Raw genomic sequence first — 12,059 nt, forward strand, 5'->3', positions numbered from 1 at the left:
ACTCCTACGAAGTGGCGGGAATACCGGGGGCGCCCCTGCCGTTGCACTCCCGTACGGCGCAGCTGCCGACACCACAGCCGTGCCCACGCGCGACCGCCGAAGGAAACGAGAGACACCCATGGCCACCACGAACCTGACCACCGACGACTTCATGACGACGGTCGACGAGAACGAGATCGTCCTCGTCGACTTCTGGGCCGACTGGTGTGGCCCGTGCAAGCGCTTCGCCCCGGTGTACGAGAAGGTCTCGGAGGAGAACACCGAGATCGTCTTCGGCAAGGTCGACACCGAGGCCGAGCAGGAGCTGGCGATGAACTTCCAGATCACCGCCATCCCGACCCTGATGGCCTTCCGCCAGGGGATCCTGCTGTTCAACCAGGCGGGCGCCATGAACGGCTCCTCGCTGAAGTCCCTGATCTCCCAGATCAAGGAGCTGGACATGGAGGAGGTCAAGGCTCAGGCCAAGCCGATGGCCTGAGCCTCGGGGATCTTTCCCGGAGCAGCGTCACGAAAGGGCCCGCGCACCGAGAGGTGCGCGGGCCCTTTCGCCGATCCACTGGCGGCCCCGAGAGGATTCGAACCTCCGACGCACGGTTTAGGAAACCGTCGCTCTATCCCCTGAGCTACGGGGCCACGGCCTTCCCAAGGGTAACCGACACCGAAACGCCGGCCGGCAGCCACCACCTACCGATCCGGCGCGGCATCCGCGGCAGCCTCAGCGGCCACGCCCCTGACCCACCGACGCCGACGACGGCGGACCCCCGTTCCCTAGACTGAGCGGCATGACGAACGAAGGCCTGGCACAGGCACAGCGGAAGATGCGCAGCGCCGGGGTGGCCGAGAACGCCATCACCGTGTTCAGTCACTACTATGCCCAACTCGCCGACGGCAGCACCGGGGTGATCCCCGAGGAGTCGATCAGCCCGGTCACCGATCTGCCACGACTGGCGGACCTGCGCGCCGACGCCACCACCCCTGCCCCGGGCCGCCAGCCCGCCCTCGGACGGACCGTCATCATCAAGCTCAACGGTGGCCTCGGCACCTCGATGGGCATGCAGCAGGCGAAGTCGCTGCTCCCGGTCCGCGAGGGACGTACGTTCCTCGACCTGACCGTCGCCCAGGTGCTGGCCGCCCGCGCCGAGCACGACATCACCCTGCCACTGGTGATGATGGACTCCTTCGCCACCAGCGCCGACACGATGGCCGAGCTGTCCTCCTCGCCGGCGGTCCGGACCCCCGGGCTGCCGCTGGAGTTCGTCCAGAACCAGGAGCCGAAGCTGCGCGCCGACGACCTCACCCCGGTCGACTGGCCGGCCGCACCCGACCTGGAGTGGTGCCCGCCCGGCCACGGCGACCTGTACACGGCACTGGAGGGTTCCGGCATGCTGCGCCGGCTGCTGGACGCCGGTTACCGCTACGCCGCGGTGTCGAACGTCGACAACCTGGGGGCCTCCCCGTCCGCCGCGCTGGCCGAGTGGTTCGCCGGCACCGGCGCGCCGTTCGCGATGGAGGTGTGCGAGCGGACCCGGGCCGACCGCAAGGGCGGTCACCTCGCCGTCCGCACCGCCGACGGCCGCCTCATCCTGCGGGAAGCCGCTCAGACAGCGGCGGCGGACAAGGGGAGCTTCGCCGACATCTCCCGGCACCGCTATTTCAACACCAACAACCTGTGGCTGGATCTGGCCCAGCTGGCCGACGCCCTGGCCAGCCGGAACGGGGTGCTCGGGCTGCCGCTGATCTGCAACCGCAAGCATGTCGACCCGACGGACTCGTCCTCGCCCGAGGTGCTGCAGCTGGAGACCGCGATGGGGGCGGCGCTGGAGGTGTTCGAGGGGGCCACCGCGATCGTGGTTCCGCGCAGCAGGTTCCTGCCGGTGAAGACCACCAACGATCTGCTGGTGCTGCGCTCGGACGTCTACCGCGTCAACGACGACGGGACGCTCGACCGGGTCAGCCCGGCCACCCCGCTGGTCACCCTCGACCCGGGTCACTACAAGCTGATCGCCGACTTCGAGCAACGCTTCCCGCACGGATCGCCCAGCCTGCGGGAGGCGGGCTCGCTCACCGTCGAGGGTGACTGGACCTTCGGACCCAACGTGGTCGTCCGCGGTGATGCCGTCCTCCCGCCGACCGAGGAGCCGAGCCGGGTGCCGGCCAGCAGCATCCTGGACGGGACGACCGCACTCGCTCATGCCCCGCGCCGCTGAGCCCGCGTCCGCCGGGTGGCACCGGGCCCTCGCCTTCGCATTGTGCGGGCAGGACCTGACCACGCTCCCCGATCACCCGATGCCCGACCCGGCGGCGCTGGCCGAAGAGCTGGCCGCCGCCGGGTGGGACCGCGTCGCACTGCATCGTCATGCCGAGGAGGCCCGGGCCGCCGGAGCCGGCTGGCCGCACCGAGTGCCCGCGGAGTTGCTGGCCGGGCTGTCGGCGGCACAGTTCGCCGCAGCGTTGCGGGCCGTCACGCTGGAATGGCGGCTCACCCCCACCGAACGACGGGTGCGGCACGGCGGCACGGACCGGCCGACGCCCGCCGACCAACGGTTGCTCCGCGATCTCCCGCCGCACTTCGGGAAGCTCTGATCATCCGCGTCGGACGGACTCGCCGAGCCGTCGGGCGGTGGCCCGGGCTCGGCGAGGTGCCGTCGATGCCGCCCTCGGCATCGCTCAGTTCTTGGCGCGTCCCTCCGCAAGGAGGTCGCGGATCTCGGCGAGGATCTCATCGGTGCTCTGCACCGCCGGCTCGTCCTTCTTGTGACGGTTGTTGTAGATCTCGTACGGCTTGACGATCGCGAAGTAGACCACGAACGCGGTCAGGACGAAGGTCACGATGGCCGACAGGAACGGGCCGATGGTGATCCCGCCGATGACGACGCTGGAGAACGCCTCGCCGTTCAGCGGCAGTGCCCGGCCGATCAGGTCGAGGATCAGATCGGTGAAGGCCTTCACGACAGCCGCGAAGAGAGAGCCCATGATGAACGCGACGGCAAGCTCGATCAGGTTGCCGCGCATGAGGAATTCCTTGAAACCCTTCATACGTACCACTCCTTTCTGGGGCGTGGGGGCTCGGCGAGCCGGCGGCCACGCCGGTCTCACCCTAGCGAAGGAGTGCCTCACTCGACCGGAATCGATCCTGTGCCTTCAGCGAGTCGCTCCTTGGCTCCGGGGGCCGATCCCGTGCTTTCGGGGCTGATCCCGTGCCGTCAGGGGGCCAGCCGACGGGTCCGCCAGCAGTCTCCGTCCCGGCGGAACTCGACCCGGTCGTGCAACCGCCCCGGCTCCCCCTGCCAGAACTCCACCCGCTGCGGCGCCACCCGCCAGCCACCCCAGGTCTCCGGGCACGGCACCGCACGCCCGGTGAAGTCCTCCCCCACCCGGGCGTACGCCGCCAACAGCTCGGCGCGCGAGGCCAGTTCCTGTGACTGGTGCGAGGCCCAGGCGCCGAGCTGTGAGCCGCGCGGACGGCCGGCGAAGTACGCCTCCGACTCGGCCCGGTCCACCCGGACGGCGACCCCCTCGACGCGCACCGCGCGGGCCAGGGTGGGCCAGTACCACTGCAGGGCGACGTGCGGGTCCGCCGCGATCTCGCGGCCCTTGCGCGAGTCGTAGTGGCTGAAGAAGACGAAGCCCCGCTCGTCGAGCTCCTTGAGCAGCACGGTGCGGACGCTCGGCCGCGGGCTGCCGTCGGGTCCCAGGGCGACCGTGGCGAGCTGCACCGCGGTGGGTTCGGGGTTGCCGGCGTCGTACGCCGCCTCCAGCCAGGCCCGGAACAGGGCCAGCGGGTCGGTGTCGGCGGTCACGCCCTCCAGGGTCTGGCCGTGGTACTCGGTCCGGTCGGCCGCGATGTCGTGCATGCCCCTGTCCTACCACGGGGTCGTCCGCGCCGCGGCCCGACCGGGACGACCGGAGCCGGAATGGGAGGATAGGGCCGTGACCGTGCAGATCCCCGCAGACCTCAAGCCGCTCGATGGACGATTCGGGTGCGGGCCCTCCCGCATCCGCCCCGAGGCGCTGGCCTCGCTGGCCGGCCCCGGTGCCGCGGTGCTGGGCACCTCCCACCGGCAGGCGCCGGTGAAGGCGCTGGTCCACCGGATCCGGGCGGGGCTGGCGGAGCTCTACCGCGCCCCGGAGGGCTACCAGGTGGCCCTGGGCAACGGCGGGTCGACGCTGTTCTGGGACGCCGCGGTCTGCTCGCTGATCGAGCGCCGCTCGGCGCACGGAACGTACGGCGAGTTCTCCTCGAAGTTCGCCACGGCCGCCGCCCGGGCGCCGTTCCTCGAGGAGCCGGTGCTCGCCACCGCGCCGGTCGGCAGCGCCGCGCTGCCCGACCCCGCTGACGGGGTCGACACGTACGCCTGGGCACAGAACGAGACCTCGACCGGGGCCGCCACCCCGGTCCGTCGCATCGCCGGCGACCCTGGTGCGCTGACGCTGATCGACGCCACCTCGGCGGCCGGCGGCATCGACGCCGACCTGACCCGGACCGACGCCTACTACTTCGCGCCGCAGAAGAACTTCGGCTCCGACGGCGGCCTGTGGGTGGCGTTCCTCTCCCCCGCCGCGATCGACCGGATCGGCCGGATCGCCGCCTCCGGCCGGTGGATCCCCGACATGCTGTCGCTGCAGATCGCCCTGGACAACTCCTGCAAGGACCAGACGCTGAACACCCCGGCGGTGGCGACGCTGTGGCTGCTGGCCGAGCAGGTCGACTGGCTCAACGCCCAGGGCGGGATGGCCTTCGCCACCGCCCGGACCGGCGCCAGCGCCGCGCACCTCTACGGGTGGGCGGCGGCGCACGAGCTGGCCACCCCGTTCGTCGAGGAGGCCTACCGGTCGCCGGTGGTGGGCACCATCGACTTCGACGAACGGGTCGACGCCGCGGCGCTGGCGAAGACGCTGCGGGCGAACGGCATCATCGACACCGAGCCCTACCGCAAGCTCGGCCGCAACCAGCTGCGGATCGGCATGTTCACCAACGTGCCGACCGCCGATGTCGAGGCGCTGACCGCCTGCATCGACTACGTGCTGGAACGCCTGGTCTGACGCCCCGGAGGGTGGCTCGACGCTCGCAGCGGGATCAGTGCCGACGTCGGCCGCGGGAGTGCCGGTCGACGTCGGCCCGCCGGGCGTGGGTCTCGGCGGCCAGGGCGCGCTGCAGCGCGATCTCGCCGGTGTCGTCCGGCGACGGTTGCCGACGCGGCAGACGGCCCGGCCCGACCAGGACGATCACGCCCGCCACCAGGGCGATCGCCACCGCGACGGCGAGCGCGATCCAGGTGCCGGTGCGGTCGGTGCCGGAGCCGGGCGCGGCGTACGCCCACCGGGAGCCGCCGGTCAGGGCGAGCGCAGCAGCCGCGACGGCCACGGCACGGACGACGGTGCTCCGCAGCACGTGATCTCCCTTCTGCACGACTCAGTGCGCCAGCAGTGAGCCGATGATGACGATGAGGAGCAACGCCACGGCGACCGCACTGACGAGATGGTGACCGGTTCGCAGCTTCACCCCTCCAACGTACCGCGCGGCACCGCGGTGGGTCAGAGCGGGCGGACCACCAGCACGAGGTCGCCGCCCTGCACCTGGTGCGGGCCGTGCAGGGCGACCCGCTCGACCACGCCGGCGACCGAGGTGGTGATCGCCGCCTCCATCTTCATCGCCTCGATGGTGGCGACCGGCTGCCCCGCCTCGACCCGATCGCCCTCGGCGACGGTCACCGACACCACGCCCTGGAACGGTGCGGCGACGTGGCCCGGGTTGGTGGTGTCGGCCCGCTCGGCGACGGCGACATCGGTCTCGACCGACCGGTCGCGGACCCGGATCGGCCGGATCTGCCCGTTCATCGTCGTCATCACCGTACGGTAGCCACGTTCGTCGGCCTCACCGATCGCCTCCAGCCCGATCAGCAGGTCGATGCCCTTGCCGAGCTTGACCACGTGCTCGTCGCCGGGCTTCAGGCCGTAGAGGTAGTCGATCGTGGTCATCGCGGACAGGTCGCCGTACTGCGCCCGGAACTCCTGCAGTGCCTTCGCCGGGCCGGGGAACAGCAGCCGGTTGAGAGTCTCCCGACGGTCCCGGCCGGGCACCGCGAGCCGGGCGGAGTCCTCGGGCGCGACGGTCTCCTCCACCGCCTTGATGGTGCGGCCCTGCAGGGCCTTGGTCCGGAACGGCTCGGGCCAGCCACCCGCCGGGGTGCCGAGGTCGCCGGACAGGAAGCCGATCACCGAGTCGGGGATGTCGAACGAGGCCGGGTCCGCCGCGAACGCCTGCGGGTCGGCGCCGACGGCGACCAGGTGCAGGGCGAGGTCGCCGACCACCTTGGAGGACGGGGTGACCTTGCTGGGCCGGCCGAGGATCTTGTCGGCGGCGGCGTACATGTCCTCGATCTGCTCGAACTTGTCGGCCAGGCCGAGCGCCTTCGCCTGCTGGCGCAGGTTGGACAGCTGGCCGCCGGGAATCTCGTGGTCGTAGACCCGCCCGGTCGGCGAGCCGAGGCCGGACTCGAACGGCCGGTACTCGCGCCGGACCATGTCCCAGTACGGCTCCAGATCCATCACGTTGCGCAGGTCGAGGCGGGTCTCCCGCTCGGTGTCCGCCATCGCCGCGACCAGCGCCGACATCGACACCTGGGAGGTGGTGCCGGCCATCGGGGCGGCCGCGACGTCGACGGCGTCGACGCCGGCCTGGGCGGCCAGCACCAGGGTGGCCAGCTGGCCGCCGGCGGTGTCGTGGGTGTGCAGCACCACCGGCAGGTCGAAACGCTCCCGCAGCGCGGTGACCAGCCGGGCGGCGGCCGGCGCGCGGAGCAGGCCGGCCATGTCCTTGATCGCCAGGATGTGCGCCCCGGCGGCGACGATCCGGTCGGCCAGGTGCAGGTAGTAGTCCAGGGTGTAGAGGTCCTCGCGGGGATCCATCAGGTTGCCCGAGTAGCACATCGCGACCTCGGCGACCGACGGGGTGTCCCGGATCGCCCGGATCGCCGGGGTCATCTGGGAGACGTCGTTGAGGGCGTCGAAGACCCGGAAGATGTCCACCCCGACCTCGGCGGCCTCGTGCACGAAGGCGTCGGTCACCTCGGTGGGATAGGGCGTGTAGCCCACGGTGTTGCGGCCGCGCAGCAGCATCTGCACCGGGATGCCCGGCAGCGCCTCGTGGAACTTCGCCAGCCGGTCCCACGGGTCCTCGCCGAGGAACCGCAGCGCCACGTCGTACGTCGCCCCGCCCCACGCCTCGACCGAGAACAGTCCCGGCAGCATCCGCTGCAGGTAGGGGGCGAACTCCAGCATGTCGTACGTCCGCATCCGGGTGGCCAGCAGCGACTGGTGCGCGTCGCGGAAGGTGGTGTCGGTGACCTCCAGCCGGTCGGAGGCCCGCAGTGCAGCGGCGAACCCCGCCGGCCCCAGCTCCAGCAGCTGCTGGCGGAAACCGGCCGGCGCCGGGGACCGCAGGTCGATCGTCGGCAGCTTCGCCCGCGGGTGGACGGTGATCGGCGACCGCCCGTTCGGCTTGTTCACCGTCACGTCGGCGAGCCAGGTGAGCACCTTGGTGCCGCGGTCCAGCGAGGTCCGGGCGTTGAGCAGCCGCGGCCGCTCGTCGATGAAGGCGGTCGAGATGTTCCCGGCCCGGAAGTCGGGATCCTCCAGCACCGCCTGCAGGAATGGCATGTTGGTCGCCACGCCACGGATCCGGAACTCCGCCAGCGCCCGCCGGGCCCGGGCGATCGCCTGGTCGAGGTCCCGGCCGCGGGTGGTCAGCTTGACCAGCAGCGAGTCGAAGTGGGGGCTGATCACCGCACCGGTGGCGGCAGTGCCACCGTCGAGGCGTACGCCGGCGCCGGCCGCGGACCGGTAGGCGGAGATCACCCCGGTGTCGGGGCGGAAGCCGTTGGCCGGATCCTCGGTGGTGATCCGGCACTGCATCGCGGCGCCGATCAGGTGGATGGAGTCCTGGGTCAGTCCGAGGTCGGCCAGCGTCTCCCCCGACGCCAGTCGCATCTGGGCCTGGACCAGGTCGACGCCGGTGACCTCCTCGGTGACCGTGTGCTCCACCTGGATGCGCGGGTTCATCTCGATGAAGACGTGCTGGCCGGCGCGCGGGCCCTCGGTCTCCAGCAGGAACTCGACGGTGCCGGCCAGGGTGTAGTCGATGGACTTCGCGAAGGTGACGGCGTCGCGGGTCAGCGCCGCCCGGAGCTCCGCGGAGATGTGCGGGGCGGGGGCGAGCTCGACCACCTTCTGGTGGCGGCGCTGGATCGAACAGTCCCGCTCGAACAGGTGGACGGTGTTGCCCTCGCGGTCGGCGAGGATCTGCACCTCGATGTGGCGCGGCCGGCCGACCGCCTGCTCGATGAAGACGGTGGCGTCGCCGAAGGCGGATTCCGCCTCGCGCATCGCCGCCCCGATGGCATCGGTCAGCGCCGCCGGATCGTCCACCCGGCGCATCCCCCGGCCGCCGCCACCGGCGACCGCCTTGACGAAGACCGGGAAGCCGATCCGCTCGGCCTCGGCCTGCAGGTAGTCCGGGTCGGTCGACGGGTCGGAGGACTCCAGCGTCGGGATCCCGGCCCGGCGGGCGGAGTCGATAGCGTGCTTCTTGTTGCCGGCCATCTCCAGGGTCTCCTTGGAGGGACCGATGAAGGTGATGCCGTTCTTCGCGCAGGCCTCGGCCAGGTCCGGGTTCTCCGACAGGAAGCCGTAGCCGGGGTAGATCGCGTCGGCCTCCGCCTCCTTGGCCGCCCGGATGATCTCGTCGATGTCGAGATAGGCGCGGACCGGGTGGCCCTTCTCGCCGATCAGGTACGCCTCGTCGGCCTTGATCCGGTGCACCGCGTTGCGATCCTCGTACGGGAACACGGCGACGGTCCTCGCCCCCAGCTCGACCGCGGCACGGAACGCACGAACAGCGATTTCGCCACGATTGGCGACCAGGACCTTCTTGAACATGCACACACCTTTGCGGCCGAACAGGCTGACTCCGAAGTCACCGACACGCCGTTGTGAGGGGGACCACACCGCAGTGTAGACCGTCGGATGCTCAGGCGACGATCTGGCCGAGCAACCCCTGCAGGAAGTAGAGGACGAACGCCGCGGAGACCACCCACATCAGCGGATGCACCTCGCGGGCCCGGCCCTTGGCGATCTCCAGCACCACCAGCATGATGAAGCCGATTCCGATGCCCACCGTGATCGAGTAGGCGAACGGCATGAAGACGATGGTCAGGAACGCCGGGATGGCCTGCTCCATCCTCCCCCAGTTGATCTCGGTGACGTTCGACATCATCAGCGCGCCCACGATCACCAGCACCGGGGAGACCGCCTCGGCCGGGATCAGCGAGACGACCGGGGAGGCGACGATGGCGACCAGGAAGCAGGCACCGGTGACGAGCGAGGCGATGCCGGTGCGGGCCCCCTCGGCGACGCCGGAGATCGACTCGACGTAGGAGGTGTTGGAGGACGACGATCCGAGGCCACCGGCCATCGCTGCCAGCGAGTCGATCACCAGGATGCCGGTGAGGTGCGGCGGGTTGCCGTTGCCGTCGAGCAGTCGGCCCTCGGCGCCGACCGCCACCACGGTGCCCATGGTGTCGAAGAAGTCGGCGAGCAGCAGGGAGAAGATCAGCAGCACGACGCCCAGGGCGGTGAGGTGGCGCTGGGTGAAGGCGCCGAAGATGTCGACGTTGCCGAGCAGCTGGAAGTCCGGGGCGCTCCAGGAGCCGATCACCGGCGGGTTCGACTTCCAGCCGGCGGTCTCGCCGCCCGTCATCGTGCCCAACGGGTGGACGTTCTGGACGATGACCGCGACGACGGTCGCCACCGCGATCGAGATCAGCAGGCCACCGCGGACGTTGCGGGCGTAGAGCACCGAGCCGAGCAGCAGGCCGAACAGGAAGATCGCGATCGGCCAGCCCATCAGGCTGCCGTTGATGCCCAGGGTGACCGGGGTGCCCTGGGCCGGGCGGATCACGCCGCCGTCGACCAGGCCGACGAAGGTGATGAAGACGCCGATGCCGACGCTGATCGCCGCGCGCATGAACGCCGGCACCGCCCGGAAGACCGCGGTGCGGAAGCCGGTGAGCACCAGGACGGTGATCAGCGCGCCCTCCAGGACGACCAGGCCCATCGCCTGCGGCCAGGTCATCATCGGGGCCAGCGTGTAGGCCAGCAGGGCGTTCAGGCCGAGACCGGCGGCCAGGGCGAGGGGGTAACGGCCCACCACGCCCATCAGGATGGTCATCACGCCGGCGATCAGTGCGGTGGCCGCGGCGACGGCCGCCTTGGCGACCGCGATGTTCGCGTCGGACGGGGGCTGCCCGGTGATCAGATTGCCGTTGATGTCAGGAACGGTGCCGATGATCGCGGGGTTGAGGGCGATGATGTACGCCATCGCGAAGAAGGTCACCAGGCCGCCGCGGATCTCGCGGCCCAGCGTCGATCCCCGGGCGGTGAGTTCGAACCAACGGTCCAGGACGCCGCGTCCCCCCTGTCCGGTGGGGGTGGGTGCGGTGGTGGATGCAGCAGATTCCATGGCGGCAGCCTAGGGGGCGCACGTTACGTGTTGGTCTCATCGCTCCCGATCGGCTGCCAGCACGCCAGCAGGCGCCAGCACGCGATCAGTCGAACAGTGACCCCTCGGACATGCTGATGGTGTCCCAGATCGGGGCGGAGCGGTCCGCGGCGTGTGTCTCGTCAGGCACGTCGGAGTGGGCCCCGCAGCCGTGGTCGACGGCCACCACGGCGGCGTCGGACGGCGACGACTCGTTGGCGCAGACCCCGAAGATGGTGCCCAGGCTGCCCTGCAGCCGGACGAAGTACCCGCAGCCGACGCACCGCCCGGGCGCCTGCTTGGTCATCGGGTTGTCCGGGCCGCCGTCGCCGGCCAGCCACCGCTCGGCGGCCTGCTCCCGACCGTACGGGGACAGCACCCGTTCCCGGCCGAGGCCGAGCTCGGCCACCACCGCCCGGAGCTGCGAGGCCTCCGCCGGGTCCTGATCGGCGGCGTGGTCGCCGCCGGTGAAACCGGGCTCCAACCGTTCGTCCTCGGCCGGGGTCGGCAGCAACAGTCCGGGGGTCAGGTCGTCCGGGGAGACCCGCTCCGACCACGGGACCCAGGCGGGCGCCAGCAGGGCTCCCTCGCCGGGCAGCAGCGCCACCTCGTCGACGGTCGGCGTCTTGGCCCGGGCGGCACGCACCAGGGTGACGTTCCACCGCCAGCCGCGGTAGCCGGGGTGGGTGCACTCGAACAGGTGGGTGACCACCCGGTCGCCCTCGGCGATCACCCCGAGGTGGTCGCCGACCGCGTGGGTGCCGGAACTGGCCAGCGCCGCCTCGCGGGCGAGGTCCACCGCCGCAGCGGTCACCGGGTCGAGCTTGGGCCGCGGTGCCCTACGGGTCTGGGGTGCGCTGGGGGCTGCCATGTCGGTCATTCTCTCACGCCCGGGCGGGCGTCACAGCTCCAGCTCGTCGGCGATGCCGCGAAGCAGGTGCGCCGTACGCTCCGCGGACTTCGCGTCGGGGAAGTGACCACGGCGGTAGCTGGCGGCGAGATGGTCGAGCATCTTGATCACGTCCTCGACGATGACCGCCATCTCCTCGGGCCTCTTGCGAGCCGCCTTGGCGACCGACACCGGCTTGTCCACCAGGTGCAGGCTGAGCGCCTGCTCACCCTTGCGCCCCTCGATGACGCCGAACTCCACCCGCTGACCGGGCTTGAGGGTCGTCACTCCCTGCGGCAGGGCGGAGGAACGGACGTAGACGTCCCCGCCACCGTCCTTGGTCAGGAATCCGAAGCCCTTCTCGGCGTCGTAGAACCGCACCTTGCCAGTGGGCACAGCAACCTCACTTGTCCGTGTCTGTCCGCGTCGTGTCCGAACGCATCGTCTGAAATGGGTCTGATCGGGTCCGGCCGGCCGACGACGGGGTCGTGCGGGCAGCCCCGGTCCCTGGAGGCGAGCGCGACCGGGTGCAGCAGGGGTGACCGCCGCCCGGAAACGAGCCTGGCGGGGTCCGGAGACCTCAGCATACCCGGGGCGTGGAGCTTCCGGGGGGCCGTCGGCGACGCACAGGGT

The 12,059-nt window shown here is 71.1% G+C and carries 11 protein-coding genes and 1 tRNA gene; 4 read left to right on the plus strand and 8 right to left on the minus strand.

Annotation, left to right across the window (positions count from 1 at the left end; genetic code table 11):
- The first annotated feature begins 118 nt into the window (after positions 1 to 118).
- The gene (trxA, locus tag R0145_RS13375) at positions 119 to 478 is read left to right on the plus strand and encodes a thioredoxin (RefSeq protein ID WP_317837361.1); all 360 of its coding nucleotides are present in this window, start codon (positions 119 to 121) and stop codon (positions 476 to 478) included.
- Positions 479 to 557: 79 nt separating this feature from the next.
- On the opposite strand, the gene R0145_RS13380 is transcribed toward trxA, so the two are convergent.
- A tRNA-Arg gene (locus tag R0145_RS13380) sits at positions 558 to 633 on the minus strand.
- Between the two features lie 149 nt (positions 634 to 782).
- Here R0145_RS13380 and R0145_RS13385 point away from each other — a divergent pair.
- Together R0145_RS13385 and R0145_RS13390 are read left to right on the plus strand one after the other, a co-directional pair.
- Positions 783 to 2,207: a UTP--glucose-1-phosphate uridylyltransferase gene (locus R0145_RS13385; protein ID WP_317837362.1), complete on the plus strand. Its 1,425-nt coding sequence runs from the start codon at positions 783 to 785 to the stop codon at positions 2,205 to 2,207.
- A 79-nt stretch (positions 2,208 to 2,286) separates the two neighbouring features.
- On the plus strand, positions 2,287 to 2,583 hold the full coding sequence (locus R0145_RS13390; protein WP_317837363.1) for a hypothetical protein: 297 nt from the start codon (positions 2,287 to 2,289) through the stop codon (positions 2,581 to 2,583).
- Positions 2,584 to 2,667: 84 nt separating this feature from the next.
- On the opposite strand, the gene R0145_RS13395 is transcribed toward R0145_RS13390, so the two are convergent.
- Positions 2,668 to 3,036 (minus strand): MscL family protein, encoded by a 369-nt coding sequence (locus R0145_RS13395; RefSeq protein ID WP_317837364.1) that lies wholly within the window; start codon positions 3,034 to 3,036, stop codon positions 2,668 to 2,670.
- A 167-nt stretch (positions 3,037 to 3,203) separates the two neighbouring features.
- Entirely contained in the window at positions 3,204 to 3,854 is a 651-nt protein-coding gene (pdxH, locus tag R0145_RS13400) for a pyridoxamine 5'-phosphate oxidase (RefSeq protein ID WP_317837365.1), read from the minus strand.
- Between the two features lie 76 nt (positions 3,855 to 3,930).
- Here pdxH and serC point away from each other — a divergent pair, with 76 nt between their 5' ends.
- Positions 3,931 to 5,043 (plus strand): phosphoserine transaminase, encoded by a 1,113-nt coding sequence (serC, locus tag R0145_RS13405; RefSeq protein ID WP_317837367.1) that lies wholly within the window; start codon positions 3,931 to 3,933, stop codon positions 5,041 to 5,043.
- Between the two features lie 34 nt (positions 5,044 to 5,077).
- Here the strand turns inward: serC and R0145_RS13410 are convergent, their stop codons facing one another.
- From R0145_RS13410 to R0145_RS13430, 5 genes are all read right to left on the minus strand, one after another.
- A complete protein-coding gene (locus R0145_RS13410; protein WP_317837368.1) occupies positions 5,078 to 5,392 on the minus strand; it encodes a hypothetical protein in 315 nt (104 codons plus the stop codon).
- 143 nt (positions 5,393 to 5,535) lie between these two features.
- Entirely contained in the window at positions 5,536 to 8,937 is a 3,402-nt protein-coding gene (locus R0145_RS13415) for a pyruvate carboxylase (RefSeq protein WP_317837369.1), read from the minus strand.
- A 91-nt stretch (positions 8,938 to 9,028) separates the two neighbouring features.
- A complete protein-coding gene (locus R0145_RS13420; protein WP_317837370.1) occupies positions 9,029 to 10,519 on the minus strand; it encodes an NCS2 family permease in 1,491 nt (496 codons plus the stop codon).
- An 85-nt stretch (positions 10,520 to 10,604) separates the two neighbouring features.
- A complete protein-coding gene (locus R0145_RS13425) occupies positions 10,605 to 11,417 on the minus strand; it encodes a DUF3027 domain-containing protein (protein ID WP_411742049.1) in 813 nt (270 codons plus the stop codon).
- A gap of 21 nt (positions 11,418 to 11,438) precedes the next feature.
- Positions 11,439 to 11,822, minus strand: a complete 384-nt coding sequence (locus R0145_RS13430) for a cold-shock protein (RefSeq protein WP_317837372.1) — start codon at positions 11,820 to 11,822, stop codon at positions 11,439 to 11,441.
- Between the last annotated feature and the right edge of the window lie 237 nt (positions 11,823 to 12,059).

It is taken from the genome of Raineyella sp. W15-4 (genome assembly GCF_033170155.1).
Lineage (GTDB): Bacteria > Actinomycetota > Actinomycetes > Propionibacteriales > Propionibacteriaceae > Raineyella.

What these genes read in the sequence shown, in the direction of transcription:
- trxA (WP_317837361.1), top strand. Translation starts at nt 119, where the DNA reads ATGGCCACCACGAACCTGACCACCGACGACTTCATGACGACGGTCGAC.
- R0145_RS13385 (WP_317837362.1), top strand. Translation starts at nt 783, where the DNA reads ATGACGAACGAAGGCCTGGCACAGGCACAGCGGAAGATGCGCAGCGCC.
- R0145_RS13390 (WP_317837363.1), top strand. Translation starts at nt 2,287, where the DNA reads ATGCCCGACCCGGCGGCGCTGGCCGAAGAGCTGGCCGCCGCCGGGTGG.
- R0145_RS13395 (WP_317837364.1), bottom strand. Translation starts at nt 3,036, where the DNA reads ATGAAGGGTTTCAAGGAATTCCTCATGCGCGGCAACCTGATCGAGCTT.
- pdxH (WP_317837365.1), bottom strand. Translation starts at nt 3,854, where the DNA reads ATGCACGACATCGCGGCCGACCGGACCGAGTACCACGGCCAGACCCTG.
- R0145_RS13415 (WP_317837369.1), bottom strand. Translation starts at nt 8,937, where the DNA reads ATGTTCAAGAAGGTCCTGGTCGCCAATCGTGGCGAAATCGCTGTTCGT.
- R0145_RS13420 (WP_317837370.1), bottom strand. Translation starts at nt 10,519, where the DNA reads ATGGAATCTGCTGCATCCACCACCGCACCCACCCCCACCGGACAGGGG.
- R0145_RS13425 (WP_411742049.1), bottom strand. Translation starts at nt 11,417, where the DNA reads ATGACCGACATGGCAGCCCCCAGCGCACCCCAGACCCGTAGGGCACCG.